This window comes from Methanocella sp. (assembly GCF_035506375.1).
Taxonomy (GTDB): domain Archaea; phylum Halobacteriota; class Methanocellia; order Methanocellales; family Methanocellaceae; genus Methanocella.
Genome location: NZ_DATJPM010000032.1, coordinates 18,837 through 45,732 on the forward strand (window position 1 = coordinate 18,837; position 26,896 = coordinate 45,732).

28 protein-coding genes and 1 tRNA gene are annotated in these 26,896 nt (G+C 54.5%); 11 read left to right on the forward strand and 18 right to left on the reverse strand.

Features of this window, described 5'->3' with window-relative positions; all coding sequences use genetic code 11:
• Positions 1 to 106: 106 nt before the first annotated feature.
• A complete protein-coding gene (locus tag VMC84_RS03680; protein WP_325378254.1) occupies positions 107 to 1,378 on the forward strand; it encodes a TIGR00300 family protein in 1,272 nt (423 codons plus the stop codon).
• Between the two features lie 88 nt (positions 1,379 to 1,466).
• Here VMC84_RS03680 and VMC84_RS03685 read toward each other — a convergent pair whose 3' ends face one another.
• From VMC84_RS03685 to VMC84_RS03710, 6 genes are all read right to left on the reverse strand, one after another.
• A complete protein-coding gene (locus tag VMC84_RS03685; protein ID WP_325378256.1) occupies positions 1,467 to 2,048 on the reverse strand; it encodes a CDP-alcohol phosphatidyltransferase family protein in 582 nt (193 codons plus the stop codon).
• A gap of 17 nt (positions 2,049 to 2,065) precedes the next feature.
• Positions 2,066 to 2,557 carry a methyltransferase family protein gene (locus tag VMC84_RS03690; RefSeq protein WP_325378258.1) on the reverse strand — a complete coding sequence of 164 codons (492 nt, stop codon included), beginning with the start codon at positions 2,555 to 2,557 and terminating at the stop codon, positions 2,066 to 2,068.
• Positions 2,558 to 2,572: 15 nt separating this feature from the next.
• Positions 2,573 to 3,151 (reverse strand): hypothetical protein, encoded by a 579-nt coding sequence (locus VMC84_RS03695; protein WP_325378260.1) that lies wholly within the window; start codon positions 3,149 to 3,151, stop codon positions 2,573 to 2,575.
• A gap of 52 nt (positions 3,152 to 3,203) precedes the next feature.
• Positions 3,204 to 3,851 carry a TetR/AcrR family transcriptional regulator gene (locus VMC84_RS03700; RefSeq protein ID WP_325378262.1) on the reverse strand — a complete coding sequence of 216 codons (648 nt, stop codon included), beginning with the start codon at positions 3,849 to 3,851 and terminating at the stop codon, positions 3,204 to 3,206.
• Between the two features lie 613 nt (positions 3,852 to 4,464).
• Positions 4,465 to 5,538 (reverse strand): radical SAM protein, encoded by a 1,074-nt coding sequence (locus VMC84_RS03705; protein ID WP_325378264.1) that lies wholly within the window; start codon positions 5,536 to 5,538, stop codon positions 4,465 to 4,467.
• Positions 5,539 to 5,648: 110 nt separating this feature from the next.
• Positions 5,649 to 6,290 carry a TetR/AcrR family transcriptional regulator gene (locus VMC84_RS03710; RefSeq protein ID WP_325378266.1) on the reverse strand — a complete coding sequence of 214 codons (642 nt, stop codon included), beginning with the start codon at positions 6,288 to 6,290 and terminating at the stop codon, positions 5,649 to 5,651.
• 154 nt (positions 6,291 to 6,444) lie between these two features.
• On the opposite strand from VMC84_RS03710, the gene VMC84_RS03715 reads away from it, so the two are divergent.
• Complete coding sequence (locus VMC84_RS03715; protein WP_325378268.1) at positions 6,445 to 6,627, forward strand: hypothetical protein; 183 nt, start codon at positions 6,445 to 6,447, stop codon at positions 6,625 to 6,627.
• Between the two features lie 4 nt (positions 6,628 to 6,631).
• On the opposite strand, the gene VMC84_RS03720 is transcribed toward VMC84_RS03715, so the two are convergent.
• From VMC84_RS03720 to VMC84_RS03730, 3 genes are all read right to left on the reverse strand, one after another.
• Positions 6,632 to 8,083 (reverse strand): MFS transporter, encoded by a 1,452-nt coding sequence (locus VMC84_RS03720; protein ID WP_325378270.1) that lies wholly within the window; start codon positions 8,081 to 8,083, stop codon positions 6,632 to 6,634.
• A 195-nt stretch (positions 8,084 to 8,278) separates the two neighbouring features.
• Positions 8,279 to 8,758 carry a MarR family winged helix-turn-helix transcriptional regulator gene (locus VMC84_RS03725; protein ID WP_325378272.1) on the reverse strand — a complete coding sequence of 160 codons (480 nt, stop codon included), beginning with the start codon at positions 8,756 to 8,758 and terminating at the stop codon, positions 8,279 to 8,281.
• Between the two features lie 42 nt (positions 8,759 to 8,800).
• Positions 8,801 to 10,120 (reverse strand): MFS transporter, encoded by a 1,320-nt coding sequence (locus VMC84_RS03730; protein ID WP_325378274.1) that lies wholly within the window; start codon positions 10,118 to 10,120, stop codon positions 8,801 to 8,803.
• 85 nt (positions 10,121 to 10,205) lie between these two features.
• Between VMC84_RS03730 and VMC84_RS03735 the strand changes: the two genes are divergently transcribed.
• From VMC84_RS03735 to VMC84_RS03755, 5 genes are all read left to right on the forward strand, one after another.
• Positions 10,206 to 10,871, forward strand: a complete 666-nt coding sequence (locus VMC84_RS03735; protein WP_325378276.1) for a TMEM175 family protein — start codon at positions 10,206 to 10,208, stop codon at positions 10,869 to 10,871.
• A 55-nt stretch (positions 10,872 to 10,926) separates the two neighbouring features.
• Positions 10,927 to 11,565 carry an MBL fold metallo-hydrolase gene (locus VMC84_RS03740; protein WP_325378278.1) on the forward strand — a complete coding sequence of 213 codons (639 nt, stop codon included), beginning with the start codon at positions 10,927 to 10,929 and terminating at the stop codon, positions 11,563 to 11,565.
• A 16-nt stretch (positions 11,566 to 11,581) separates the two neighbouring features.
• Positions 11,582 to 12,775, forward strand: coding sequence for a DUF362 domain-containing protein (locus VMC84_RS03745; RefSeq protein ID WP_325378280.1), 1,194 nt, complete (start codon positions 11,582 to 11,584; stop codon positions 12,773 to 12,775).
• A 183-nt stretch (positions 12,776 to 12,958) separates the two neighbouring features.
• Entirely contained in the window at positions 12,959 to 13,561 is a 603-nt protein-coding gene (locus tag VMC84_RS03750) for a hypothetical protein (RefSeq protein WP_325378282.1), read from the forward strand.
• A gap of 180 nt (positions 13,562 to 13,741) precedes the next feature.
• Positions 13,742 to 14,371: a hypothetical protein gene (locus VMC84_RS03755; protein WP_325378284.1), complete on the forward strand. Its 630-nt coding sequence runs from the start codon at positions 13,742 to 13,744 to the stop codon at positions 14,369 to 14,371.
• Between the two features lie 49 nt (positions 14,372 to 14,420).
• Here the strand turns inward: VMC84_RS03755 and VMC84_RS03760 are convergent, their stop codons facing one another.
• Entirely contained in the window at positions 14,421 to 15,233 is an 813-nt protein-coding gene (locus tag VMC84_RS03760; RefSeq protein WP_325378285.1) for a flavodoxin family protein, read from the reverse strand.
• Between the two features lie 160 nt (positions 15,234 to 15,393).
• On the opposite strand from VMC84_RS03760, the gene VMC84_RS03765 reads away from it, so the two are divergent.
• Positions 15,394 to 15,639, forward strand: a complete 246-nt coding sequence (locus VMC84_RS03765; protein ID WP_325378286.1) for a KGG domain-containing protein — start codon at positions 15,394 to 15,396, stop codon at positions 15,637 to 15,639.
• 6 nt (positions 15,640 to 15,645) lie between these two features.
• Here VMC84_RS03765 and VMC84_RS03770 read toward each other — a convergent pair whose 3' ends face one another.
• The 4 genes from VMC84_RS03770 to VMC84_RS03785 form a co-directional block, all read right to left on the reverse strand.
• Complete coding sequence (locus VMC84_RS03770; protein WP_325378288.1) at positions 15,646 to 17,157, reverse strand: PAS domain S-box protein; 1,512 nt, start codon at positions 17,155 to 17,157, stop codon at positions 15,646 to 15,648.
• Between the two features lie 305 nt (positions 17,158 to 17,462).
• Positions 17,463 to 17,624, reverse strand: a complete 162-nt coding sequence (locus VMC84_RS03775; RefSeq protein ID WP_325378289.1) for a hypothetical protein — start codon at positions 17,622 to 17,624, stop codon at positions 17,463 to 17,465.
• 68 nt (positions 17,625 to 17,692) lie between these two features.
• Entirely contained in the window at positions 17,693 to 18,016 is a 324-nt protein-coding gene (eif1A, locus tag VMC84_RS03780; RefSeq protein WP_325378303.1) for a translation initiation factor eIF-1A, read from the reverse strand.
• Positions 18,017 to 18,233: 217 nt separating this feature from the next.
• Positions 18,234 to 18,680, reverse strand: a complete 447-nt coding sequence (locus VMC84_RS03785) for a hypothetical protein (protein WP_325378291.1) — start codon at positions 18,678 to 18,680, stop codon at positions 18,234 to 18,236.
• 679 nt (positions 18,681 to 19,359) lie between these two features.
• On the opposite strand from VMC84_RS03785, the gene VMC84_RS03790 reads away from it, so the two are divergent.
• Complete coding sequence (locus VMC84_RS03790; protein WP_325378292.1) at positions 19,360 to 19,875, forward strand: protease inhibitor I42 family protein; 516 nt, start codon at positions 19,360 to 19,362, stop codon at positions 19,873 to 19,875.
• A 25-nt stretch (positions 19,876 to 19,900) separates the two neighbouring features.
• Here the strand turns inward: VMC84_RS03790 and VMC84_RS03795 are convergent, their stop codons facing one another.
• On the reverse strand, positions 19,901 to 20,632 hold the full coding sequence (locus VMC84_RS03795; RefSeq protein WP_325378294.1) for a peptidase MA family metallohydrolase: 732 nt from the start codon (positions 20,630 to 20,632) through the stop codon (positions 19,901 to 19,903).
• A 95-nt stretch (positions 20,633 to 20,727) separates the two neighbouring features.
• Positions 20,728 to 20,805: transfer RNA gene (locus VMC84_RS03800), tRNA-Pro, on the reverse strand.
• A gap of 182 nt (positions 20,806 to 20,987) precedes the next feature.
• Here VMC84_RS03800 and VMC84_RS03805 point away from each other — a divergent pair.
• Positions 20,988 to 21,578 (forward strand): Lrp/AsnC family transcriptional regulator, encoded by a 591-nt coding sequence (locus tag VMC84_RS03805; protein WP_325378296.1) that lies wholly within the window; start codon positions 20,988 to 20,990, stop codon positions 21,576 to 21,578.
• Positions 21,579 to 21,657: 79 nt separating this feature from the next.
• On the opposite strand, the gene VMC84_RS03810 is transcribed toward VMC84_RS03805, so the two are convergent.
• Together VMC84_RS03810 and msrB are read right to left on the reverse strand one after the other, a co-directional pair.
• Positions 21,658 to 23,382 carry an ATP-dependent DNA ligase gene (locus tag VMC84_RS03810; RefSeq protein WP_325378297.1) on the reverse strand — a complete coding sequence of 575 codons (1,725 nt, stop codon included), beginning with the start codon at positions 23,380 to 23,382 and terminating at the stop codon, positions 21,658 to 21,660.
• A 49-nt stretch (positions 23,383 to 23,431) separates the two neighbouring features.
• A complete protein-coding gene (msrB, locus tag VMC84_RS03815) occupies positions 23,432 to 23,869 on the reverse strand; it encodes a peptide-methionine (R)-S-oxide reductase MsrB (RefSeq protein ID WP_325378299.1) in 438 nt (145 codons plus the stop codon).
• A gap of 176 nt (positions 23,870 to 24,045) precedes the next feature.
• Here msrB and VMC84_RS03820 point away from each other — a divergent pair.
• On the forward strand, positions 24,046 to 26,896 hold a 2,851-nt coding region (locus VMC84_RS03820), incomplete at its 3' end, for a PAS domain S-box protein (RefSeq protein ID WP_325378301.1).

The window sequence follows — 26,896 nt, forward strand, 5'->3', positions numbered from 1 at the left end:
TTTTTCATTTACTGAATTCTTCGAGGCATCGCAGGATATAAATATACATAGTATGATGCCAATACAGTATCGGCTACGAATAGCCACAATGTCATTGGTGAATTTTATGGAAGCGATGCGGGAGATTGAGCTGAGGGGCCATATCATCGACTCTTTCCTCCTACCCAAAGTCTTCGACAAAGTCATGGACATGAACGGCGAGTTCGAGATACTCGAGTTCGAGATCGGAAAGCATAAGACGGATACCAGCTACGCCAGGCTCATGATCCGGGGCAAGGACCAGGAGCACCTGGACGACATTTTCGGCGAGCTGCACCGGCTCGGTGCCTACGTGCCCGAGGCGGAGGACGCGGTCTTCGTAAAAGCCCCCAAGGATAAGGTCGTCCCCAAAGGGTTCTATTCGACCACAAACCACACCACCTACGTGAAGGTGGACGGCGAGTGGCTCAGAGTCAAGAATCAAAAGATGGACTCGCTAATCGTGCTCCGGAACGGCAGCGCTGTCTGCTCCACTCTGGGCCATATCAAGAAAGGCGACCGCGTTGTCATCGGAAACAGCGGCATCCGCGTCGTGCCGCCGGAGAGGCCCCGCGGCCACACAATATTCGATTTCATGGGGAGCCAGGTCTCGTCCGAGAGGCCGTCCCAGTCGCTCATAAGGGAGATCGCGGAGGAGATCTTCGAGGCCCACGAGAGAGGCGGAAAGATCGTCGTGGTCGGCGGCCCCGCCATCGTGCACACGGGCGGCCAGCAGGCGCTGGCGGAACTCGTAAGAAAAGGTTACGTGGATGCGCTGTTAGCGGGCAACGCCCTGGCAGTGCACGACGTGGAGTACAACTTATACGGCACCTCGCTGGGAATGGACCTTAGGACCGCTGAGCTGGCGCCGGAAGGCCATAAGCACCACCTGTATGCCATCAGCGAGATCACCCGCGCGGGCTCTTTGAAAGAGGCCGTAAAGCAGGGCGTCCTCACAGGCGGCATAATGTACGAGTGCATCGTGAACGATATACCTTACGTGCTGGCGGGCTCGATAAGGGACGACGGGCCGCTGCCCGACGTCATCTCTGACAGTATGAAGGCGCAGGACCTCATGCGGGAACAGGTCAAGGACGCGGATATCGTGCTCATGATGGCCACCATGCTCCATTCCATCGCGACGGGCAACTGCCTGTCCTCGAGCGTGCGCACTATTTGCGTGGACATCAACCCGGCGACCGTCACGAAATTAATGGACCGCGGCACCGCCCAGGCGATCGGCATCGTCACCGACGTGGGCACGTTCCTGCCCTGGCTCGCGGAAGAGATCGATAGCCTGGAGAAGAGCCGTAAAAAGCAGGCTATTACGGTCAAGGCGCCGAAAAAGAAAAATCGATAAGACGATGGGCTTTTGCCCATCGTGAAGTATTCATTTTTACGTTATCATACCATTGCTTGTCGAGCGAGCATTCTACACATCAATATTTCTATGTCGAGGGCTTCACCAATTTTGGCTGTTTTATCCCCGATGCAAGAGCCTGAACCGACGAGACGAGGCAGAGGAGGCCTGCCAGCATGAAAAACGCTATACTATACGGGCCTGACGATAAGAGGCCCAGGATCAGGAGCGCCAGCCTCTCGGGACGGCCGAACATGGCGGCGTTCGAGTTGAGACCCTTCCTGTGATTGTATATCCTGGATGCCAGCAGCAGCATTGAGCCTGCGATAACCGCAAAGGCCATGACAGGCGTGCCTCCGGCGACCGCGCCCGTGATAAATGCCAGCTCGGAGAGCCGGTCGCACACGCTGTCAAAATACCGGCCGAACTCAGACGTGAGCCCGCAGGACCTCGCCAGCGAGCCGTCCACGGCATCCAGGCAGGCGCCAATGATAAAAAGGAAAATGCCCGCGTACAGATGGCCGGATGCGGCGAACAGCCCGGCGATCAATGATATGAGCAGGCCGGCCGCGGTGACTACGTTCGGCGTCACTCCTGCTGACAGCAGCGCGCGGGAAAAACTGCAAAGCAGACTGTCCTTCTGAGGCTTAAGCGCATAAAGCATGCTCATATCTTTAACCTTCTATATCATAAGAAACTGATGAGTACCTTCTTACGGTATTCCTCATATTGCCCGCCGAACTTCTCCCTCAGCGCATCGTCCTCCTCGTGGATGAACATCCGCTGGGCGGCGTACATGACGACAGAGGTCAGCAGGATCGGCCACCAGTTGAGCACCAGCGAGATGCCCGGTATGACGAGGACGATCCAGCTGCCGTATATGGGGTTCGGCATGATGGCGAAGGGTCCCCGCGTCTCCAGACGGCCCTGGAAGTATGCGAGGAGGAACATCCCGGTGGACAGGAGCCAGAACGCCACGCCGACCACCAGGAACAGGGCGCCGAGCGCCTGCGTCCATCCGGCGGGCACCAGCGGATAATCGAACGCCGGCCGGTACACGTAGCTTATCCCTGCCGTCGCGGCGAACGTTACGAGCAGCGGCACCATTATCTTAGGGCCGGCGCCCTCGATCCTCAGCTTTTTTGTGTTTTGCGGTTTTATCTCGTTAAGCATGCTCATGCACATCCTTTCCTGTTACGCCACGGCGGATACGAGGTCCGAGCAGTCCATGTTACCGGCGTCGCCCGAGCGGATCGTCTTAGTGGCGGCCTTTTTATCGAGTGTGACGCTGCCCAGGTCGGTCGCCACCTGTTCGCCGAATGTTGCGATATCACCGTCATTGAACTGCGGCGAGCCGGTCGTCCCGAATACTCCCACGGCCACGTCCTTTTGCGGCTTGAGCGCCTTCAGGTATGAATCGACCGAGTTGCTCACCCTCCCGAAGTACATCGGCCCGCCGGCGATGACCACGTCATAGCCCGACGTATTGGAGGCGGCCGAACTCTTTATACCGGCCAGAGTAACCGTGTATCCCTTCGACTGCAGGTCATCCGCGATCTCGGCGGCGGCCTTTTTCGGGGCTCCCGAAAGGCCCGGGTTGTATACGACGAGCGCTTTACCAGCGGGCGTTCCGGCCGGGCTCAGGACCTTGCTGCTCGTGTCCGTAAGGCTCATGACGTCCCCGCAAAAGAGGACGCCCATGACAATTCCTATCACCGCGACTATCAATACGATGCCAATGACGACCAATCCTATGATCATTAATCCATCCATTTATATGCCTCCTATTTCACTTACTGTTGTAATATTTTCCTGTCTTGATCTCTCACGGTCTTACCGTGTTCTTAAAGTACTCATTGTGCTCCTCGATGCGGGAACCGTAGTCCTCGATAAACGAGTTTCGGGTACTGCCGTAGCGCAGGAGAAAATGGTCTACAAGCGCCATCATGTAGAACGACATGTATTCATCGGTCAGGACTTTCGGGTCCGCAGGCTTGATGAGCTTATGCTTCATCATGATAGCGAAGCTCGACTCGAAGAACCGCGGCCCATCGCCAAAGAACGCCAGCATGAAATTTTTTATCTGGTCATTATGGTAAAGCTCGATGAACGAGATCCTCATGATCTTCTCCATGCGGGGATCCTCCAGCCAGCTCCCGGATACGCCGCTGGCCATGGCCATGAACCCGTCCAGCCCCATCGAGAGGATCTGTGCTTCAGCATCATCGCTATCCGACCATTTACCTATCTTGCTCTGATCCCAGATCTCCAGGACATATTCCAGGATCTTCTCGAGGATCTCGTCCTTGGTGTTGAAGTAGTAGTATAGCGTTGCCTTCCGGACGCCCGCCGCGTCCGCGATCTCGCGTAGCGATACGGCGTCGAACCCTTTTACGGCGAACAGGTCGATGGCGACGTTCAGTATCCGTTCCTTCGTCGTCACTTCGCCCGATACTGTTGTTTTCTCGTCCATGTAAACCATGCCTTTACCGGCCGTTCGTACTTCTCTACCTACCGACCGGTAGAGAACAATAGACCATTAAAGTATATAAATCTACCGGCCGGTCGGTAGATATGATAAAGAAGGGGCCAGATTACTATATGATCGCTGATGGTAAAAGAGAACCGTGAATCTTGTTTTTCGATAAATGATTTATTGGGGCTACATGGGATTTTTACGATCATTATTTCATTTAAGAAAATTACTGTGTTGAATATCTGATTTTAAGCGCACGGAGTGTACGGAGGCACTATTCTCACCACAATGGCACGGAGTTCACTAGGGCCCACAAAGCCTTTTTTATAATTAAGAGACAAAGGACACAGAGCCGCTTTTTGAACTTATAAGATACAAAGGATATGAAGGCACGATGGCAAAATGCTCTTGTCCATTCTACTATGCCCTTGTATCCTTCATGCCCTGATCGCCAATGAACCGGGCTCTGTGACCTTTGTAACTTAATTATAAAAAAGACTTTGTGGACCATTGTGCCGTTGTGTCTCTGTGGTGAAAATAGTGCCCTCAGTGCCCTTATGAAGCTTAAAATACGGGAGTAATTCCACACTGTAAAAAAAATATTACCTTTCTAGCTCATCAGCGACTTGACCCATTCGGGGTTCTTCCAGAGAGCGCAGCCGCCGTTCGACTCCATGAGCCGGTCCCTGTTAGCCCTTAATGTCCTGAACAGCTTCGAGTTCAAGGCGTCTTTTAGAGGCATGTCCAGGACGCTGCTGTCGGAGAACGGCGCGAACGGGCAGGGCTCGATATCGCCCGAGGCGCTGACGTGGATAAAGCCTCTTCCCGAGGATAGACAGCCGCCGAAGGCCTTCTCATCGCCCGGGAAGCCGATATATACTCCAGGTTGGCTTTTACGATATGCGGCCATCTTGGCGAGAATCTCATCCCTCTGCGCATCGGTGACCACCCAGTCCTCGGTGCCCTTCTTGACGGGATTGTACTCCACGTAGATGAACGCCTTGCAGCCGTGCTCCCGCATGCGGCGGACGAATGGCTCGCCGGTCACCTCGTCGTAGTTCATACGGGTGACGGTGAGCGACGTGCCGAAGAAGATGCCCCGCTCGCACAGCTTCGCCATGTCTCTCATGAGCCGGTCATAAATGCCGGAGCCCCGGCGCAGGTCGGTGATATTCTCGTGGCCCTCCATACTGAGGATCGGTATGACGTGCTTTTGCTCCTTGAACTTCTGTAGCACGGCCTCGTCGATGAGCGTGCCGTTCGTGAACAGCGTGAAGATCATATCGGGGAAGTCCTTCGTGACGTTGAATATCTCCGGCTTTGTCAGAGGCTCGCCCCCCACGAGCAGTACGATGGACGTGCCCAGCTCGCTTGCCTGCTTCAGGACGTTCCTCATGCCAGCCTCGTCAAGCTCGGGCTTGATGGCACGGGGCACGAGCCGGGAATAGCAGCCGGCACAATGCAAATTGCACTTATTAGTGACGCTGAGGATCATCACGGGTGGCACATGGAGGCCCTGCTCCTCGTTCTTCTGCCGGACGGACGCTGCCTTCTTCTGGGCGAGCGTCGCCTTTACGAAGAACGTCGCCATGGCGGGGTCCCTCATCGAGACGCCCAGCGCATCGCTGAATATGCCCCGGATCATCCGGTTTACCATTTCATTCATCTGTGAATTATCTTCCATTTTCTATTCCCCCATCATTTTTATCCTGAGCAAGACTTTGGGAAGGTACTTGTTATTGACATATACCTAATACTAGTATATATTGATTGCTACTATCCATACTATTCTAATTATGCCTTGATCGATCGGACTAAGAATTTCATATGCTCGTCCAGTATCCTCTCGTTAGCCCCTAGGAATGAGCCCTCGCCGTCGAAGTGTGCGATAAAGTAGTCCATGAACGTATAGATGTAGAACGCCAGGTACTCCCGGGCAAGAACTTCCGGGCTCACGGCCTTGATGAGGCCATGCTTCCCCATGGTCCTGAAATTCGACGTCCAGAAGGCGATGGCTTCGCCCGTAAACTGGTCGTAGAACTCCTTGATGCGCGGGTCGTGGTATAGCTCGATGCAGATGATACGCCAGACCTTCTCCATCCCGGGCGCGGCGATCCATTTGTTGAACACGCTGCCGGCCATCGCCATGTAGCCCTCGACGCCCATGGAAACCATCATCTTCTCCGCGTCCTCGCCCTCAGGGCCTACGGTCTCCAGCGCCATGGCGGGATAGTTAAATATCTGCTCGATCAGCGCGTCCTTGCTCTCAAAATGGCTGTAAAGCGATGCCTTTTTTATACCAACAGCCTCGGCGATCTCGCGCATGGACACCCCGTCGAAGCCCTTATGCGCGAACAGATCGAGAGCCACTTCAAAGATGCGCTGCTTCGTGGTCTTATCGTTCGAAATCATTTCTATATCATTCATGATGGGCATATACTACACACCTGTACTTTTACTACCGACCGGTCGGTAGTATTCCACGAGCCCCTTTATATGGTTAAAGTATATAAAGCTACCGACCGGTCGGTAGTAAAAATGCAATTTATCGTAGAAGGGATTAAAGGCTTACCGCTCTAAACTTATAATTATGTTAAGCAACGGCGAGATCTACCATATGGCCTTCAAGCTCTGGGAAGAAGTTGTGAGGGAGCATAAGCAGCTGTCGGTCTTCGAGCTGCGCAGCTACCTGAAAGAGCTGAATACGCAAGACCTGCCTAAGGAGCAGATAGAAGAAAAGGCCCGGGAATGGATAAAAGAAAATAAAAAATAGTGTTTTATTGGGCCGTGTGAGGGGCCATGAAGGCGGCTTTTGACCTGGAGCGGGCGTAGAGCAGCCACGATAGCATAGCTCCGACCGCACAAAGCACGCCGGCCAGGTATATGCCGTTACCCGCTACGGCGGCTATGGTCGATGGAGTTGCGTTGAAGACGCCAGATGGCATGCCCAGACTCAGTATGATGGAGCCCATAGAGACGCCGAGTGCCATGCCGAGATTCCGCGCCACTGCAGAGGCACTGGAAGCGATGGCGGTCTTTTGGCGAGGCAGCGCGCTCATGGTCTCGGTGCTGTTCGGGCTGGTGAAAATGGACTCGCCGATGCCGTAGATTACCAGCGAGGTCATCATCATCGCCAAGTCCAGGCGGGAAGCGAAGTAGCCGAGGAGCAGGAACGAGAGGGCCATAATTCCCATGCCCAGGGCGCTATAGTATTTCCAGGGCTTTTTATCGACCAGCCAGCCACCCAGGGGAGCGCCCACGATCATGATAGCCGGGGGCACGAAGAGCAATATGCCTACGAAGGACGGCGAATAGTGCAGCGCCCCCTCGAAGTAGAAAGGAGCGATGATCCCCATCAGCAGGCTGATGGTAAAGCAGATGAACATCGCTGCCAGGGGCAGCGTGAACCGCACTTCCATAAATATTGAGAGGTCCAGCAGCGGGGCCTTAGACCGGGTCTCCTGCACGATGAATGCGGCAAGGCCGAGCACGAATGCCACTGTGTATATGATCATCGGCATCGAGACCTGCAAGCCCGTGCTGATCTCGTCCAGCAGGAGCATTAGGGACGACATGGTGACGATCATGGCCACGGCGCCGACCCAGTCCAGGCTCAGCGAGGGAGCCCTTATCTCGCTGACCTTCATGTACTTGAGCGCGGCCGCGATGACGACGATGCCGATGGGCACGTTGATCAGGAAGACCGAGCCCCACCCGAAGTGCTCGACGAGGAAGCCGCCGAGCACGGGGCCGAGTATGCAGCCGATGCCCGAGACGGCGCCAATGTAGCCCATCGCCCGGCCCCTCTCGGCAGTCGGAAAGACCTGGAAGATGATGGCGGCACCGATGCCGCCGACCATGGCTCCGCCGATGGCCTGCAGGATCCGGAAGCCGATCAGCTCGTAGATGCCCGGGGCGAAGCCGCAGGCCAGCGAGCCGAGCGTGAAGACGATAAATCCGGCGATGTACACCTTCGCCTTGCCCGTGTATTCGGAGAGCTTGCCGAAGATGAGGAGCGTTGCCGTCATCGTCAGCAGGTAGGCCGTGGCCGTCCACTGGGACAGGGCCAGGCCGACGTGGAATTCGCTCGTGATCGTCGGGAGGGCGATGCCGACGACGTTGCCGTCCAGCACCGACATGAGAATGCCCGCGAGGATGATGCCAAGGATTATGTAGCGGTCCTTGAAAGCGCTGTCGCGCTCCTGTTGTTTGACATATGCTTGTTCCATGAGATATCACCGTAATTAGTGCCGCATGCGGTTCGTGAATAACGCCGGGCGCTGATAGTACGATAGTTCGTACTAGTATATATAATGTTCGATTGTTCGTACTATAAGATATATGATACAGTTATAATTATCGTACTAAACTAGCGCTAAGACATATAGAATAAGCAAATGGCGACAACGTTAAGGAAAAAACAGCTAATGGAGTTTAAGGCAGATGGCTTCTTCGATAAGCTCTTCGTAAGGCCTCTCGTCGAGCCCGCCGACGAGCCTGCCCATCAGGCTTATCAGTGTCTTCCACTCATCTTTAGTGAATTTGGACTCGGACTCCTTGAGGTAATCCATCATCCGCTGGTGGTTCGTCTCGACCCACTGCCGGCCCGTGTCGGTCAGCTCGATATAGATATCCCGGCGGTCGCCCTGGTCGTGCACGCGCCTGACGAAGCCCTTTTTCTCAAGAAAGTCGATGTAGTGTGTGGCCGTACTCTTGGTGACGCCGCTGATCCTGGCGATGTCCTGCATCTTCATCTCCCACCAGTAAGAGAGATAAAGAATGCCCGCGTACGTCTGGGAAAGCCCGTCCTTGCGGGTGCTGCCGATCATGATGCTCTCGGCGATGATCTGCAGGAGGACGACGGACTTTTCCATCCTCACGATGTCGGGTTCCTTATGGGCCATAATAGTACGAATTGTCGTACTACTACTTATAGGCTTTGCGGCCTATAGAAGCTTCGAGCCGATGCCCCTTATTTCCGGTAGCAGGAGCATCCCGGCAGCCATGACGATGATGAGCAGGCCGCAGGCAGCAAACAGCTCGCCTACCCCGTATTTTATTAAAAATCCCGAGAGGGCCTGTGATACGGGTACGAGCCCGGTCGACGCGAGCATCGCCAGGCTCATGAGCCTGCCCATCATGGCCATCGGCGCGATCTTCTGGAGCATAGTGATGAGCATGATGGCGAGGAAACCGTTGAATATGCCCAGTATCGCCATGACGATACAGCCGATCCACGTCGACGTTATGGAGCCGACGATGATGATGCCGATGCCGAAGAGGGCGATGATGCCCATGGTCAGGTATCCCGTGATCGATGGCTTGGGCTTGATCGACATCGACGCGAGGATGCCCGCGAGATTCCCGCCGCCATAGGCGGACATCAGGAGGCCGAACGCGGCAGCTCCCTCGACAAGCCGGTCGTTGGCGATGACGGGAACTCCGACCAGGAACGGGCCGACAAACAGGAAATTGACCGCTGCCAGGACGACGAACAGGGCACGCAGTGTGGGGTCGCCGAAGACGAAGACGATCCCTTCCCTGATTGAGCCGATGATATCATCGTTTTTCGCAGTATTTCCCGCATCCACTTTCATCAGCCACAGGGTGGCCACCGACACGACGAACGTGAGCGCATCGATGGCAATGGCCAGCCCGATGCCTTCCATGGCCGACTTTGCGCCGCCAGCTGCGAAAAATGCGATGACGGCGCCGGCTAGCACCGGGCCGACGAAAAGGCTAAGCTGCGAGGTACCCTGGACCAGGGAATTCCCGGTCTGCAGCTCGTCCCGCGTGACGAGCTTCGGCACGATGGACGAGGAAGCGGGAAGAAAGATGCCCGATATGGTGCCGAAGGCGAGGGCGTAAGCGTACAGCATCCACATCTCGACGTGGCCGTAGAGGATCAGGCCCGCGAGGGCGGCCGTTAGTACCAGGCGCCCGATGTCCGAGGCGAGCATGACGGTGCGCTGGGAGAAGCGGTCGGTCAATGCGCCGCCGACGAGCATGAAAATGGCACGGGGAATGCCCATCAGGGCGAGCACCAGCCCCAGGGCGACGGAGTCGCCCGTAAGCTGCAATACCAGCCATGGCAGGGCGATCATGTTGAACTGGTCTCCGATGAGCGAGGTGCCCTGGCCGAGCCATAGCAGTATGAAGTTACGGTTTTTAAAAAGATTCGGCTTTTCCACAGTACTTTGAGCGGTCGCCTGGCTGGTACCCGGTTTTTCTATGTAGATCCTCTCCACACTTGATAAGTCTGCCATTAGCCTGTTACTAAATAACGATTTTGGATAGGGCGCCGGTAAAGTATATTATATGGGCCTGCCAGATATTTTTTGATTAGACCTCATGAGCCAGGTAAAACAAAAGCTGCTGGTAGATAAGCCGGGATTGAACAGGGATAGCATAGTACTATTCAGCGATGCCGTCTTTTCAATCGCCATTACGCTCCTCGTTCTCGATATCCGGCTGCCCGAGCTGCCAGTGGGCATTGCTGATATCAATCCGATATTTCTCCAGAGCCTCGCCCAGACGCTCCCCAGGCTCCTGGGCTTTGCCATCAGCTTTTTCGTGATCGCCCTCTACTGGCGGGGCTATCATCGCATGGTCGGTTATTTCCATAGGTTTGATGGCACTATGCTCTTCATGAACATCGTTTTCCTTTTTATGATCGTCTTCATGCCCTTCCCAACCTCGATGATCGGCGACTATGGCAGTAGCAGCAGCTACGTCGTCGTCTTCTACCAGGTCATCATGGCAATTACGTCGATCATCATGTCCGCCATGTGGTATTATGCAGTCCGGGGGCATCGACTGATAGACCCGTACCTCGACGGGAGGCTCGTCGGCATGGTCATGGCCCGGAACCTGATCCCGGCCGCCGTTTTCCTCTCCACGATACCGCTTGCCTTCGTTTCCCCGGTGCTGCCGGAGATATGCTGGCTCTCAATGTTGCCGCTCACATTTTTTGCGAAAAAATACTATGGCGTCGTGGACGCGCCGTTCTACGAGTGAGCACAATAAGGATTTAAGGCTTAACATCAATAATAAAGTAGAGGAGGCTTATGGATTGAAGCTCAAGTGGTTAGGCCATTCTTGTTTTCTTTTGACGTCCTCGAAGGGCGTCCGCGTGCTCATGGACCCGTATGATGAGATGATAGGCAAGGCAGTGCCGGATACGGAGGCCGACATCGTCACTGTCAGCCACCAGCACGGGGACCATAATTATGTTAAGGCCGTAAAGGGGCCCTATACGCTGGTCGATAAGACGGGCACTTTCAAAAAGGGCGGCATCGAGATCAAGGGCATACAGACAGCCCATGACGCGTCCGGTGGCTCCCAGCGGGGCAAGAACATCATCTTCAAGGTAGATATCGATGGCATCAGCGTCTGCCACTGCGGCGACCTGGGGCACCTGCTGACGGCGGAACAGGTTAAAGATATCGGCCGCGTTGACGTGCTGCTTTTGCCGGTCGGCGGGTTCTTCACCATCGATGCGAAGACCGCGGCAGAGGTCGGGAAGCAGCTCAAGTCCCCGGTAATAATACCGATGCACTACAACACGGGCGGCATTAAGCTGCCCATCAAGGGCGTCGAGCCGTTCATCGAGGCCATGGGCGGGGCGAAAAAGCTCGGCACAAGCGAGGTCGAGCTTGATGCCGGCGGGCTGTCGAGGCACTCCGGCGCTGTCATATTAAGCCTGGAGTAAAAAGTGATGATCTGACATGGATAAAAACGCTAAAACCGTATCGATTGTGCGCTGCGAGGAGTATGGCAGAAGCCGCGTATATGAAGCGGTGAAAAAAGCTATCGGGACGCTCGGAGGGGTCGGGCAGTTCGTATCGCCCGGCCAGAGTGTTTTTCTCAAGATCAATATGCTCCAGGGATCGGCGCCCGACACCTGCATAGCTACCCACCCGGACGTTGTCTATGCCGTCGCCCGCCTGCTCAAGGAGCACGGCTGCCGTGTCGTCATGGGCGACAGCCCGGGATCAGGGCTCCCGTATACGAAGAGCGTGCTCAAAAAGGCATATGCCGTATCCGGATTTGAGGAGGTATCGGAAGAGCTGGGAATACCCCTGAACTATGACACTGGCTTTGAAGGCGTCATGGCGCCCTCGGGCAGGCTGATGAAGCGCTTTTCCATCATCAAGCCGGCCATCGAGGCGGACGCGATCGTCGTCGTATCGAAGGCAAAGACACACTCGCTGACCAACCTTAGCGGGGCGGCGAAGAACATCTTCGGGCTAATACCCGGACTGGACAAGCCGGTCTACCACGCGAACTTCCAGAACGCGGACGATTTCAGCCGTGTCATGATCGACCTGAACGAGGTGGCGAAGCCGAAGCTCCAGGTCATGGACGCGATCATGGGCATGGAGGGCGACGGCCCCCACAGCGGCACGCCCCGGAAGATCGGAGCCGTGCTGGCGAGCGGGGACTACAGCGCCATCGACGTGGCGACGGCCAGGCTCATGTCGCTGGACCTCCGGAGAATACCGACGCTCATGGCTGCCATAGAAAGAGGATACTTAAAAGAGGACTTCAGCGACGTGGCCGTCGTCGGCGATGCCCTGGAAAGCCTCACCGTAAAAGACTACAAATGCCCGTCCACTTTCGCAGGCACCAGCTTGAGCAGCACTGGCCACAATAAGGGTCTGACGAGAGTTGCGTCAATGGTGAAGGAAATGGCGCTTCGGCCGCGCATCATCAAGGGCAAATGCGTTGGCTGCATGAAGTGCATGCGCAGTTGCCCGGTGAAGGCCATTACCGTCGTCAATAAAAAGCCTTCTATAGACTATAATAAATGCATCCGCTGCTATTGCTGCCACGAGATGTGCGACGACCACGCCATCGTCCTCGAAAGGAGCCTCAAAGGAAAAGTCATAATGACTGTCATGAGCCTGAGAGCGAAATAATGCTGCCGTAAGGCAGCCCTGCCATGCCTTAAAATTCATTAAAAATCGCCCCAGCTATAAATAATAGCTTTTTTATATTATTTTATAGAGTTGTAAGTTCGAGGAGGGTAGGATATACCATCGATCGAGAGCTATCTTTGCGCGGGCGAAAAAGTCGTCTATTCACTGGCCAGGAGAACACTATTGGGCAGCGAAGAGCTGGCGGCGACGGACAGGCGCATCATACACGTGCGTAACGGGCAGTGCCGGGACATCGGCTACGGATTCCTGACGTCGATCCAGAACGGCTGGTCCATTGACTGGAAGTGGGGCAAGAGGGCAATGTACGCGATCCTGGCATCGATCATATTCGCCTGTATCGGCCTCGCCCTGCCCGCACTTGTCGCTCAGGGAGCGAATAGCCTGTCAGAATATACCAATTCGCTCGTAGGCCAGATCACATCGGCCACCATTCCTCCGGCATACCAGGGTTCCGGAGGCTTTGACTATAGCCTGATGCCTGGTATGCAGAGCATTTCGTCCGTGGCCGATTTTTCGGGCCCCGCCGGGGCGATCGGTACGGCTATTGGGAGCGCTTTCACGGATTTAACGATCCTGGCTGTCGCCCTTTCCGTGCTATCTTTACTGGCGTTCTTCATTCAGATAAAAAGAGTACTGGTATTGACAACGCTCATGGATAAGGACGTATTCTACTATGGTCGTGGGCAGGAGAGAAACGTCGTAGAGCTAATAAAAATTTTAAGGGCCGAATCCATGATAAAAAACCCACTATTCAAAAAGACATAGAGCCCGACTTATTATTAATATTTATTTAGAAGTCTAATATAGGAGTGCTAAGTCCGTACCAACATACGCTACAATATTCACATATATTTTTTATTATGCAATCTTATTTCGACTAGGGGATAGATAGTGCAGAGACAAAAGATAAAAATAGCATTGGCTCTCTTTCTCGTGGCTTCCCTTATGCTCGTATCAGTCGCGGCCGTGGCGTCGCATGATGCGAACGTAAAGGCGTTCCACTGGGGAGGCAAAAAGAACTGGGACGTCGATACCGTGTACCATACGATCCAGGTGACCGGTATGACGGGCAATTCAGTGACCTTCAACATCCTGAGCTCGGCGGTGAAGGATAAGTCCGGTAACGTGACGACCATGAACTACACGACGCCCGTCGCGGTCCAGTACTACTTCTCGAACGATACGGCCGTCGTCTCAAAGACGAAAATGGGCATGAAGGACAGGACGGGAGGCGGACACCACCGGCCGCCGACGGTAAGCTACAACGACGCTAAGATCAATGTCGCCGGAGGCTCGGCCGTGATCGCGGCGAAGGGCATCAGCATGAAGCGGCTCGATAATAACTCCACGCAGATACAGTTCTCGGCCTTCTCCGTGTACCTGCCCGACGGCACGGGTAAATCCTATAAGCTGGATACGCCCGTCACGGCTATAAAGTCCAGGGCCGACCGTACGGTGAAAATAACGGGTAACGCGCAGTTCCGGGCCGACCTGCAGGACGCCTTAAAGGGCGGGACGAAGTTCCCGGCGAATGCTGCGCCCGTACCGCTGAAGACCATAGACTCGAAAATATAAGAAAGAATTTCGAGGGGCTGACCGGACCTTGCCAGCCCCTTGATATACTTTAATTTTTTATCACGGGGCTTACTTCTTTCTTTTCCAGGGGCCACTTTACAACGCCCGGGCCCATGTCCTTCATCATATTCAGCGCGATGCCGACAATCGCCTTTGCGGCGGACGCCATTACCGGGTTTATCTTTGTATCGTAGAAGTAGTCCTTGCCGCTATAGAACTCGAAATCCGCGGGCAGCCACTCCTTACATTCTATGCCGACCCGCTGCTGGATGAGGAAGCGCATATACTCGCGGAACATGGGCGAGGGCAGGGACGTGTCCAGGCAGGCCCGGTAGAATTTATTCGCTGCAATGTTGATCGCCTTTTCCTTCTTTGCCACGGCGCCGATGGTCTGCGGCCAGGGGGGCGTGCCCGCGCCCAGCTCGTGTACAACCCGGGCGCCGCCGAGGGCGATGCGCATGGCGGAAAGCGTCTCGTTGAGGCCGGCGCCGCCGGAATTGGCCACGAGCAGCACCTTCTGCCGAAAAAATCTTAAGCGGTGGTTCGTGTAGGCGAAGCGGTCCATGAAGTTCTTCATGAGCCAGCTCACGTTCTGCACGTAGCCGGGGGACGAGAGGATGATCCCGTCTGCCTCGAGCATCTTTTTCTCTATATCGGCCCGTGTGTCCTTGAGCGGGCACTTATCCTCGCCCTTTGAGACACAGTTAAAACAGCCGATGCAGGGCTTCAGGTCCGCGTCCTTCAGGAACAGGTACTCGAACTCCACGGGGCCTATGGCCTTCATTTGTTCCTCGATGAGCCTTACTACCTTGTATCCGGCGCCCCGGCCCCGGGGGCTGCCCATAATAGCCATTACTTTCATGCTTATACTCCGGGAGTCATTCTCAGCTTTTCCATGTTAAGGAGCCATATATAGAAATCTTTTCGCCTGAGGGAAAAACGCGGCGAAGCGCCCCCCGCATTGTCTTATTCGGCGCACGTAGTTATGAACACACGGCCACAAGCACAATTGAGGTTATCATATGCCGGAGAAAAAGAGCGAGAACAAAGGCGATATAACCGTCGGGGAGGCCGGCCGTAAGGGAGGAGAGAGGACGGCCGAATCCCATGGAAAAGAGTTCTACGAGGAGATAGGGCGGAAGGGCGGAGAGAAGACGGCGAAGACCCACGGCCACGAGTTCTACAAGCAGATCGGGCATAAGGGCGGTGAAAAAGGCGGGCAAAAAGTGAAGAGTCTGATCGAAAAAGGAAAAGGAACCGAGGATTAAAGGTGATCACTGGCCGCTGGCGGGCAGCAAGACCACGAAACGGCACCCCTTAGTGTAGTCGCCCTCAACGCGGTCCTCGACCCAGAACCTTCCCCCGTAATCGTCGACGAGCATCTTTGTCAAACAGAGGCCGAAGCCTTTACCCCTGGCCCTCGTTGTCGCCAGGTTCAGGCGGTCGAAGAGCGATTTTTTCAGGCCATCGGGGATGCCCGGCCCGTTGTCCTCGATCACCACTTTGCAATAGACCTTACCACTCTGGACCAGCTTATCGGCGCTGATGCTGATGGCGAGGGCGCCCCGGGAATGCTTGATCGAGTTGCCCACGAGGCTCATAAATACGTCCTTTAAAAGCTCGTTCGCGCTCACGAAGAACCGGCCCGAAGGCGCATAAACGATGGATATGTCCCGACCTTGAACATCGTTGAACCCGGCGACGACCTCACCCATGATCGCGTCCAGGTCCTGGGGCGACATACAGTAAAAGCCGGCCTTTCCCCTCTGGAGCTTACGTACGCTGTCGATGAGGTGCGAGCTGTTCTGGAGCGACTCGTACGCCTTATCCAGCAGCTCCACGTTCTCGGCGCTGAGCGAGCCTTCCTGTCTCAGGATATCCCGGGCCAGCTCCAGGAAGCCCATGGTGATCTGGTTCATGTTATTGATGTCATGCCCCATAAGGTCGACGTACAGCTCCGCATCGTTCTTGGCGAGCAGCAGTGCCTCGTCGGCGAGCTTACGCTCGGATATGTCCTGGAGCGTGCCATAGATCTGGACGGGCTCGCCGTCCTCGAAGACGACTTCGCCCACGTCACGGATGATCCGCTTCTCGCCGTTGCGGCCTATGATCCGGTACTCGATATCGATGGGCATGTTACCCTGCAGGGAGGCGGTAATGGCGCCCATGACTATGTCCCGGTCATCCGGGTGGACGAGCTCTATAAAGGTCGCGTAATCGACGGGGAACTCCTGCGGCCTGGCCCCGAAGATCCGGTAGTTCTCATCGGACCACTTGAGGCGGCCCGTCCTCAGGTCCCAGGACCAGCTGCCGATATGAGCGAGCTCCTGGGCCTTTGCCAGGAAAGTCGCGCTTTCCCGGAGCTCGTCCTCCATGCGCCGGCTTTCGCTGATATCCTCCAGCATGCGTACGGCGAACTGGAATTTGCCATCTGCCCCCTTCATGGCCGATACAGTCAGGCGTCCCCATACTAAGCTCCCATCCTTCCTGATGTAGCGCTTTTCGAGGCGGTAATGGTCGATCTGGCCCTCGACCAGGGCTCCGTACATCTCGACGTCCTTCTCGGCGTCAACGGGATACGTGAATTCGGAAAAGTCCATGCCCTGCAGCTCGCCAGGACTATAGCCGAGAAAATTTTGTAGCGCGAGGTTGCTGTCGATGAGGCGGCGGTCCGGCCCGGAGATAGAGATCCCGATGGCGGCATTATCGAAGACTGCCTTGAACTTGGCCTCGCTTTCTATGAGGGCGGCCTCGGCGGTCTTATGCCGGATTTTTTTTTCGGACATATCGCCCTCACGGAGCCTTGAATTAATGTCATCATCGCCAGCCATCGTGACACCCGGGGATATAATATGGCAATTACTCATAAGATGTAAATATATCTTTTTGATAAGTAAAAAAATGGCTGGATATTATTTTTCATCAAGCGCCAGCAGCATGACGATAAAGCGGCGCGGTGCAGTCCTGCTCTGCATAAAAATGACTTATCCGGTTAGAATATCGTTAAGGACTTGAAACACGAGAATTTCGGATAGATTAAAAATCCTTAGAGTAGCCCTGGCTAAGTGGCAGAGAGAATAAAAAAAGGGCTTCACTTTTTACAGTTCAGCCCGACCGATTCGGCGATGTTCCGGGCCGCGTCGTCCACCGACTGGTTGGCCGCCTTCGCCGCCTTCTGGAGCTCGTCCATAGTGATGAGCTCTTCTTTACCGTGATTATTATTAGGCTGTCCACATCCGCAACTTATGCACATATTTTTATCACCGGATAATAGTACGCGGGCATCAGGATAAATGATTTTAGAGGAAAATACGTCATGCTTCAGGGGCTTTTCAAGTATCCTTTCCGCTCCAGCCAGCTTACCTGCGGCCCCGTGTATCTCCACGTAACGTCGCCCTTCTCGTCCTGGATCTCCCAGGGCACGACGATGACCACGTCGCCCTCCCTCACCCAGACGCGCTTCTTCATTTTCCCGCGTATCCGGCACATGCGGGTGACTCCGTCCATGCATCGCACGACCACGCGGCTGGCCCCGAGCATGCTGATGACCGTGCCAAGCACTTCCCGGTCTTTTTTGTTGGGCGTCCTGACACGGGTGATAACCTCGCTCTCGCCTGGACGGCCCCGGCTGTTCCGTCTATTCAGCTAAACACCTTCTTCTCTGTAGTTTCACGTCATGCATGCCTTTAAGCGTGGCTGCTGGAAACTCCGCGAATCCTGAAGCCGGGCGGCGTGTCCGGCAGAGTGATGATAGTGTCCGTATATGGCAAAACATAGAGTTAGAGTTATTATCCTCATGATATGGCCCTATGGAAGATGCATATAGCCATTCATAATGAATAAAGGATCAATAAAAAGAGTATCAGGTGTAGTTGAAGCTTTTTCTCTCTAGCCATCGCATGCCCTTAAGCGTCTGGTCGGACTGTATGTCCATATCGAAGGTGCCGATCTGGCCTATGACGTAGTCAATGTCCCCCTGTATATCGGCGGGCTCGGAAAGCTCTACCTGTGCCGGCACGGCCGTTCCCTTCTTGAAATAGGAGGCCTGCTTCTGGATCGCCTTCGTAAACGCGGTGAGGCTCTTTTCATGGGCACCCTGGAAATGCCATGAGCCGTCGTAGTACGTGATGTCCACGGCACTTCCCACAGGGTACTCCTGCATGACGAACTCGTACTGGAAGAACTCGAGGTCTATAGAGACGACCGTCTTACCCGCCTGCACGAGCGCCTTAATATTGCTTGATGCAGAGCCGCAATTTTCTATATAGTTGATGACTTTACCCGCCAATACCCTGTTTTTTTCACTCATTTAGTCACCGTCTGATGAACATATTGTTACTACATAAGAAATTATTGTTCAAGGTATTAATAATATTTTCGATTGAATCCGCGAAATTTAGGAATTTATCCCCAATTATAAGATAAATAATTTCTATGAAATGGTGCACATCGAAAATTATATTCGTTGTCTGTCTTTTTTCATACCTTCCCGGCCTTTTTTACTCCCGCATGAGATTTTTGTGGCGGGCGCGCCCGGGGCATGAAATATATGGTTAGTGAAGAATAATCCATATATATTAATGAAATATTTTTCTTTGTTTGGTAAATACGGTAAAAAGTTATCGATAAGCAATGGATTTTTAACGTCAAAATCGACTGATGACGAAAACATTTATTAACCGCTTAGTTAGTTTAAGTTTAGCCGGCAATTACGGCAATAAGTGTTATGACCGGGTGGGTCATTTGTCCTAGGGGGCAAACTGGATAATGAACTTCCCGGTCATGCTATTGTTTAGCAAGCTATAATCGCCATTATGTTTATTTAACTTTTTGGTCAAATTTCCAAATTAACTACGAATGAATCCGTACTTAACGCAGCCATAAAAAAGGTAATTTTTCATAAATAAGATTAAAATGACCTTTAAAACCACAATTTTTTAATTATTCAATAAATAAAATATTATAGTTTGTATAGCGGGTTATTAACTATGAGGAGGTTAATGGATGTATTACTCGTCTTACCGCTCATCCTGATGGTATCCGTGGCGCTGGCACTGCCTGCGCTGGCCCAGGGCACGTACACCGCCAGCGACAGCGGCAAGACGATCTATGTGAATAGTGGAGACGCGTTCACGGTAAAGCTCGACGAGAACCCGTCGACGGGCTACTCGTGGAATTTGACGGTCGGAGACGGGCTTAAGGTGATCAATGACGATTATGTTTCCGCCAGTACCGGCCTGATAGGCAGTGGAGGATATCACATATGGACGATCCAGGCCACGAAGGCTGGCACGTACAAAGTCCAGGGCATCTACAAGCGCCCCTGGGAGCCCTTGACCGGCAGCGAGAAAAAATATTCGCTGACGGTAAAGGTGACAGCACCTTCGGCCGGCACCGGCTTACCGTCCGGGATAACGTTCCCGAAGATGCCGACGCTGAATGACATTATGCCGAAGTTCTCGTTCGACCTTTCGAGCATCTTCAGCCAGTTCCCGAAATTTTAACGGCTTAGCCTCCCGGGCGGGCCCATCACTCCCGCCCTGAGGCCATGACCCGGGTTTTCCAGTCGCCATAGAATGAGGCGAAGCTTACGCCGGTGCACTGCAGGAAGGCGGCGTCAAAGCTTTCCTCGGGGCACTCCAGCAACTTTTTTATGATTTCGAGGCCGTAGCGCCTTTCCATGTATTTTACCAGGCTATATGACTGCATGTAGCCGTTCTTCGATACGGCGCAGTCCTCGCTCTTTATGGCATCGTAGATCCCGGCAGTATCCAGAAAACCGTGCCCCACGATATAATGCGACACGTCGGCATCGTCGAGTGGCTCCCGCGAGATCCAGGTACAAATGCCTTCTTCCATCCAGTGGTACTCCGAGGGGTCTTTTTTTGATAGCATCTCGTTAACTGCCAGGTGCGTTAGCTCGTGGGATGCCAGGACCGGCAGCGATGAGCAATTATTAATCGAGCTATTTCGCAGGACGATGGCGCTGAATTCCTTGTTCCACCCCGAGAAGGAGTCCACATGTTTTCCGACCTTATCCATCGCTCCGTCGCTAATGATGACCACTTCGACATGGTCGGGACATGTGCCGAATGTGCCGTTCACGCGGCCGTAGGCCGCATCAAGGGCGGCCTGGAGCCCGGAGCTTGCCGTCTCCGGGCAGTCCCGGAAGCTGATGCCGAAATGCCCCGCATCCGCCGACGCCGTCCCGGCGAGAAGTAAGGTTAGAGCTAAGGCGCAAGATACAGCCGTCCATCCCATATATAGAAATATGGCCCACACCGATTTATCCTGTGATACAAGAAAGAGCGGTAAAAAAATATCGTAAAAGAATGACGGCTTATCACCAGGAAAAATGGTGGGGCCAGCCGAATTTGAACCGGCGTCTCAAGACCCCCAGTCTTGAAGGATGGACCAGGCTACCCTATGGCCCCACAAAAATCCGACGTAGCCTTAAAGTGTTATTTTACATATATATGGTTTTTGATTCAAAGCGACAGAATGCTTAATATATATAGCAGCCAATTATTTTAAAGGCAATTATCCCGTTATTTAAAAATGTCATCGCTGTGTGCATTAAAAAATAAGCCGCATCATATAAGTACCTATAAAATAAATGCTCTACTTAATAAAGGGGAGATGGAACACGGTCGACCTGGATGAAAAAGATAGAAAGATCGTCTCGCTCTTCGAGACAAACCCGGACGTATCGCAAGTCGAGATCGCAGAACAGGTCGGGCTCTCCCAGCCCACCGTGGGCGCCCGCATTTCCAAGCTTAAGCAAACTGGCGTCATATCCACCATCGCCGGCATGAACCTGATGAAGGTCGGCCTCAAGATGGCCAAGGTCGACGTCACCACCAAAGATTCGATTAAACTAATTAATCAGTTCAAGGATTGCCCCTACTTTTTAAATGGTTTCATCGTCTCCGGTAAAGAGAACGTGTGCATGCATTTCATCGCCGAGGACATTTCGTCCGTGGAGGCCATCGTCGATAAGCACATCCGTAGCGACCCCTCGGTCACTGACGTGGACATGGGCGTCGTCGTAACGACTATCAAGGACATGATACAGCCCGTGAAGCTGAACGTGGAGAAGGGGAGTATGACGCCGTGCGGCCATGATTGCGCGTTATGCGAGTACTATACGAGCAAACGGTGCCTCGGGTGTGCCGCATCGAAGGCTTATAAGGGTAACTTCTGGTAAGATATAACAATTTTTCAATCGTGCTTATGCCTTTCGCTGGATGGTTCGGTTTTTATTTGCGTCGCTAACTGAACTAAAATCAAGGCTCTCCTGGCGCTCCATCGGGCTGCGCTTCCACATGTTTAACGCCGATGCCGTGGGATATATCGTAGATATTCATCACCCGCCCGAAGGAGTTTACCTCCTCGGGGCTCAGATCATCCCTGACACGGACCAGCCGCGGGAAGCGTAAAGCATAGCCGCTCGAATAGATGGGGCTCTTCTGGATCTCCTGGAACTTCACTTCCACGATGACGTCCGGCCTGACGGCCACGATACGCCCCTGTTCCGCCGTTATCAGCGGCTTCAGGCGCTCGGTCATCTCCTGCAATTGCTCGTCCGAGAACCCGCTCGCGACCCGCCCCAGGACGAGGTACTCATCCGAGTTCTCGTCCAGCGCGGCCACTTCGAAGGACGTGAGCCACCCGGCCTTGCGGCCGTGGCCCCATTCCGCGGAAACTATGGCCAGGTCCAGCGTGTCCAGGACCTCCTTGATCTTGACCATCTTCTTGCCCCGGACGCCGGGCGTATAAGTGGCGCTCAAATCTTTGGCCATGAGCCCCTCGTTTCCGCTCTTCAGGGACGCTTTGAACAGATCCTGTGCGGCTTTGACGTCGTCCGTTATAAGCGCCAGCGCGGGCTTCAGGGTCTCGTCAAGCGGCACGACGGCCGTCTCCAGGATCCGCCGGCGCTCCGTGAAAGGCTTATCGATGGCGCTCTCGCCGTTGATGTAAAGAATATCAAAGGGCCGCAGGAACAGGGGGAACAGCTTCTTTTTCTCCTCCACGCCGTAGATCCGCCGCAGCCGGGTTAAAATGTTCTGGAAGGGCACGGGGCGGCCGGTCTTCGGGTCCGTCGCGATGCACTCGCTGTCCAGGATCGCCGAGTCGGCCTTTACGCTCTGCCGGACATATGCCACGATCTCGGGCAGGGCGTCCGTAAGATTCTCCAGGCGCCGGCTATAGAGCCGCACTTCGTCGCCCTTTTTATGGACTTGCAGGCGGGCGCCGTCGTACTTGGTCTCGAAGTCCGCCTTCCCGCCCATGACGTCCAGCGCTTCCTGGATGCTGGCCACGTTCTGGGCAAGCATGGGGCGGACGGGGCGCATAGGGCGGATATTGATAGCATTGAGGCCGGTATCGCCCGAGGCCATTGCCACTTTCGCGGTCTCGCCCAGATCACTCGTAAGCATGCTGGCCCTGCGCACAAGGTCTACCTGGACGTTAAACGCCCGGGCTATGGCCTCTTCCATGACGCCCTCCTTAGCGCCCGAGAGCACGTACTCCATTGCCAGGCTGACGATGTACTCCGCCTCTTTGGGCGTGGCCCTGCGTAATAGTCCGATGAGGACTTTCTGCTTCTTGGTGGCCGAGCCGGCGCCCGTTAGCTTAGCGATCTCGACGAACGTGTCGTAGACGTCCCTGACCATGATCGCTTCCGCCTCGAAGAACATGGTCTGCCTGCGCTTCTGGAACATCTCCTCGGCCGTGACGCCCAGATGTCCCGTATTCTTGTAGCTTTCGACGACCTTCGCCTCCGGGTTGTATGTGATGGTCGATATGATCTTGATGATGGTCTGGCTGGCAATGCCGATCTTGCGCTCATCCCACAGGGGAAAGACCCGGCCGGTCAGGAATGTGACGATGACGGGCAGGTCGTCGGCCGGCACGCCCCGGATTAAATCCGCGACGATGGCCGTCTTCTCCAGGCGGCTCGCCGTGCGGCGCAATTTTTCGAAAACATCCACTAGCTCGCTGAATAACATAAAGTCAACTAATAATGTGGGTCATAGGGCATATTGTTTTTCGTTAGAGCTATTTGAACAGCTTTTTATATTCCCCGTAGCCCTCTTTTTCGAGGTCTTCCTTAGGTATAAAGCGCAGCGCCGCCGAGTTGATGCAGTACCGCAGGCCCGTCGGCCCCGGGCCGTCGTCGAAGACGTGGCCGAGGTGGGAGTCCGAGTCTTTGCTCCTTACTTCCGTCCTCACCATGCCGTGGCTCTTGTCCTGCCTCTCCTCGACCTTTCCAATCGGCTTCGTGAAGCTCGGCCAGCCGCAGCCCGAGTCGAACTTGTCCTTCGAGCTGAACAGGGGCTCGCCCGTGACGATGTCTACGTAGATGCCATCCCGCTTGTTGTCCCAGAACTCGTTCTGGAAAGGCGGCTCCGTCCCCTGCTCCTGCGTGACATTGTATTGCATGGGGTTAAGTTTTTTCTTTAGCTCCTCTTGTGAGGGCTTCGAGACTTGTGCCATCGTATATTGTTTTTCATTTTTAAGGATGATAAATACAGTGTACTATAATCTTCGATTCTTGGAACAGTAAAATCATGCATTTTTCTCGGATACGATATTTTTTTTACGAGCAGTTGCGGGGTGGCTGAAAATATATAAATATTCGGGCCTCAACACTTTTTTACTAGTAGATTATTATGAGCCGCCAACACGCTCCCGTCACACGGGATGAGTATAAGACGAGGGGACAGCTTTTAGCGGAATTGCAGGACCTGAGGGAACAGATGGCCGTCTTACGTAGCTGCGAAGAAGCACCTTACCGGCTTGCTTCCATAGTCGATTCCAGCGACGACGCCATCATCGGCAAGACGCTCGACGGCATCATCACAAGCTGGAATAAGAGCGCCGAGCGAATGTACGGATATTCTGCCGGCGAGGCCATCGGACGCCCGATCGAGTTCATAGTGCCGGGTGATCGCAAGGGCGAGGTCATGGACATCCTCGTTAAGATCCGGCGGGGCGAGCACGTCGAGCACTACGAGACAGTGAGAGAGACGAAAGACGGCCGCAAGATCGACGTGTCGATCACGATATCGCCCATCATCGACCATTCCGGCCAAATCGTGGGGGCCTCGACCATCGCCCGGGACATCACCGGGAGCAAGCAGGCTGAAGAGGCGCTGCGGGAGAGCAAGATACGGTTCCAGGCTTTAATCCGGAACTCGTCTGACATCATCCGGATCCTGGATAGGAACGGGCTGATCATCTTCGATTCGATGTCATCCCAGAAGCTCCTGGGGTATCCGCCCGGATACACACTGGGGAGGTCTCCTTTTGATTTCGTTCATCCTGACGATCTGAATCGGGTTCAGAACGACCTGGGCGAGGTTTATGATAATAAAAATTCCGGGAGACCCACCGAGTTCCGGATCAGGAAAGCCGACGGTGAGTACCTGGACGTAGAAACGGTCGGCAAGAACATGATCGGCGTACCGGGTGTAGACGGTATCTTGATCACGACACGGGACATCACCGGGCGCAAGCAGGCCGAAGAAGCGCTGCGGGAGAGCGAGGAGCGGTTACGGCGCATGAGCCGGGCCGGACACGTCGGCCTCTACGAGTGGAACGTCGACCGGGACCGGATGTACTTTAGCCCCGAGATGTACGAGCTATACGGGATCGATCCGAGTTCATCGCTGACCTTTGATACGTGGTTTGGGAGGATACATCCCGATGACTGTGAGGCGGTCAGGCGCATGATGGCGGATGCACACGAGAAGGCCCGCAGTACGCCAGGTTTTTCTGCCCAGTTCGATTACCGGGTGGTGCACCCGGACGGGAAGGTCCTCTGGCTCATGGTCACAGCGACGTATAGCCTCGAAGACAACGACCTGATCTCGCGAGGAGCCGTGCGCGACATCACCGAGCGCAAGCTGGCCGAAGAGGAGTTAATGGCTTCCGTGGCAAAGTTCAAAGCCTTGTTTGACAGCGCCGGCACGGCGATCTTTATCGCAGACGCTGCGACCGGGGAGATCATCGATTGCAACTCGAAGGCCCAAGAACTGATCGGTAGGACCCACGAGGAGATCCTGGGCCTGAACCAGACGCAATTGCACCCGGCAGAGATGGCGGCAGAGCGCCATGAGGCATTTGCTCGCAACGCACGTGAAGGCAAAGCCGCCAATTTCGAGACGGTGGTGCAGCACCGGGATGGCCGGCGCATTCCCGTGATAATCAATGCGGTGAAGCTAACGATCAACGGCCAGGAGGTCATGGTGGGACTCTTCTTAGACATTACAGAGCGCAGACGGGCAGAGGAGGCGTTGCGGGAGAGCGAAAACAAGTTCCGGGTGGTGGCGGAAACATCCCCCGCCTCGATCTTCCTCTACCAGGGCGATAAGTACATTTACGTGAACCCCATGGCCGAGGCATTGACCGGCTATTCGAGGGACGAACTTTTAGCTGGGGACTCTTGGGGGTGGGTCCACCCCGAGTTTCAAGAGCTGGTGAAGGATAGGTCGAAGAGAAGGCAGCAGGGCGATCGATTACCCGGCCAATACGAGGTGAAGTACCGTGCAAAGGACGGCCGGGAGGGCTGGGTGGACTTCACGACGGGCATCATCGAGTACGGGGGAAAACCGGCAGGGCTGGCAATGGCCCTCGACGTATCCGAGCGTAAGCGGATAGAACGAGCATTACAGCTTACCCAGTTTTCCGTCGATAAGGCCTCGGACGAGATATTCTGGATGGACTCGAATGGCCTGGTCATCTATGTTAATGATGTCACCTGCAATATTCTCGGCTATTCGAGGGATGAGCTGCTGGGCATGTGCGTCTGGGATTTCGATCCTACTTATTCCCCTGAAATATGGCTCGCTTCTTTTAGTGATCTGAAGAAGAACGGCTTTCTTACCTTTGAAACAAAGCACAGGACCCGGGACGGAGTGGTATTCCCGGTGGAAATAACATCCAATTATTTCGAATATGAGGGAAAGGAATATTGCTTCGCTTTTGTCCGCGATATCACCGAGCGTAAGCGAGTTGAGGAAGAGTTAAAAGCCGCTAAGCTGCAGGCTGAGCTCTATGTGGATTTGATGGGCCATGACATTAACAACATGAACCAGGTCAGCATGGGTTTCCTGGAGCTGGCCCATGATATTATCGAGATGAATGGCAGGCTCGGTGAGGACAACATTGTTCTGCTGGATAAGGCGATGGATTCGTTGAAGAATAGTTCTCAGCTCATCGACAACGTGCGGAAGATGCAGCGGGAGAAGATGGGGCAGTACGAGCCCGAGATCCTGGACGTGACAGCCCTGCTTGAGGATGTGGCCGTGCAGTTCCGCGATGTGCCGGGCCGGGACATCCGCATCGATTACCGGCCGCCGGAGACGTACCGGGTCAGGGCGAACGCACTACTCAAGGACGTATTCATCAACCTCCTGGGCAACTCCGTCAAGCATTCGACAGGCCCGCTCGCCGTCAGCATCGATGCCAGGATAGCGGAAGAGCGCGGGGAAAAATACTGCCGGATAGCCGTAGAAGATA

Excerpts from the sequence above, each read along its gene's own strand:
- VMC84_RS03680 (WP_325378254.1), top strand. The coding sequence starts at position 107 with ATGGAAGCGATGCGGGAGATTGAGCTGAGGGGCCATATCATCGACTCT.
- VMC84_RS03685 (WP_325378256.1), bottom strand. The coding sequence starts at position 2,048 with ATGAGCATGCTTTATGCGCTTAAGCCTCAGAAGGACAGTCTGCTTTGC.
- VMC84_RS03690 (WP_325378258.1), bottom strand. The coding sequence starts at position 2,557 with ATGAGCATGCTTAACGAGATAAAACCGCAAAACACAAAAAAGCTGAGG.
- VMC84_RS03695 (WP_325378260.1), bottom strand. The coding sequence starts at position 3,151 with ATGGATGGATTAATGATCATAGGATTGGTCGTCATTGGCATCGTATTG.
- VMC84_RS03700 (WP_325378262.1), bottom strand. The coding sequence starts at position 3,851 with ATGGACGAGAAAACAACAGTATCGGGCGAAGTGACGACGAAGGAACGG.
- VMC84_RS03705 (WP_325378264.1), bottom strand. The coding sequence starts at position 5,538 with ATGGAAGATAATTCACAGATGAATGAAATGGTAAACCGGATGATCCGG.
- VMC84_RS03710 (WP_325378266.1), bottom strand. The coding sequence starts at position 6,290 with ATGCCCATCATGAATGATATAGAAATGATTTCGAACGATAAGACCACG.
- VMC84_RS03715 (WP_325378268.1), top strand. The coding sequence starts at position 6,445 with ATGTTAAGCAACGGCGAGATCTACCATATGGCCTTCAAGCTCTGGGAA.
- VMC84_RS03720 (WP_325378270.1), bottom strand. The coding sequence starts at position 8,083 with ATGGAACAAGCATATGTCAAACAACAGGAGCGCGACAGCGCTTTCAAG.
- VMC84_RS03725 (WP_325378272.1), bottom strand. The coding sequence starts at position 8,758 with ATGGCCCATAAGGAACCCGACATCGTGAGGATGGAAAAGTCCGTCGTC.
- VMC84_RS03730 (WP_325378274.1), bottom strand. The coding sequence starts at position 10,120 with ATGGCAGACTTATCAAGTGTGGAGAGGATCTACATAGAAAAACCGGGT.
- VMC84_RS03735 (WP_325378276.1), top strand. The coding sequence starts at position 10,206 with ATGAGCCAGGTAAAACAAAAGCTGCTGGTAGATAAGCCGGGATTGAAC.
- VMC84_RS03745 (WP_325378280.1), top strand. The coding sequence starts at position 11,582 with ATGGATAAAAACGCTAAAACCGTATCGATTGTGCGCTGCGAGGAGTAT.
- VMC84_RS03755 (WP_325378284.1), top strand. The coding sequence starts at position 13,742 with ATGCTCGTATCAGTCGCGGCCGTGGCGTCGCATGATGCGAACGTAAAG.
- VMC84_RS03760 (WP_325378285.1), bottom strand. The coding sequence starts at position 15,233 with ATGAAAGTAATGGCTATTATGGGCAGCCCCCGGGGCCGGGGCGCCGGA.
- VMC84_RS03765 (WP_325378286.1), top strand. The coding sequence starts at position 15,394 with ATGCCGGAGAAAAAGAGCGAGAACAAAGGCGATATAACCGTCGGGGAG.
- VMC84_RS03770 (WP_325378288.1), bottom strand. The coding sequence starts at position 17,157 with ATGTCCGAAAAAAAAATCCGGCATAAGACCGCCGAGGCCGCCCTCATA.
- VMC84_RS03775 (WP_325378289.1), bottom strand. The coding sequence starts at position 17,624 with ATGTGCATAAGTTGCGGATGTGGACAGCCTAATAATAATCACGGTAAA.
- VMC84_RS03785 (WP_325378291.1), bottom strand. The coding sequence starts at position 18,680 with ATGAGTGAAAAAAACAGGGTATTGGCGGGTAAAGTCATCAACTATATA.
- VMC84_RS03790 (WP_325378292.1), top strand. The coding sequence starts at position 19,360 with ATGAGGAGGTTAATGGATGTATTACTCGTCTTACCGCTCATCCTGATG.
- VMC84_RS03795 (WP_325378294.1), bottom strand. The coding sequence starts at position 20,632 with ATGGGATGGACGGCTGTATCTTGCGCCTTAGCTCTAACCTTACTTCTC.
- VMC84_RS03805 (WP_325378296.1), top strand. The coding sequence starts at position 20,988 with ATGCTCTACTTAATAAAGGGGAGATGGAACACGGTCGACCTGGATGAA.
- VMC84_RS03810 (WP_325378297.1), bottom strand. The coding sequence starts at position 23,382 with ATGTTATTCAGCGAGCTAGTGGATGTTTTCGAAAAATTGCGCCGCACG.
- msrB (WP_325378299.1), bottom strand. The coding sequence starts at position 23,869 with ATGGCACAAGTCTCGAAGCCCTCACAAGAGGAGCTAAAGAAAAAACTT.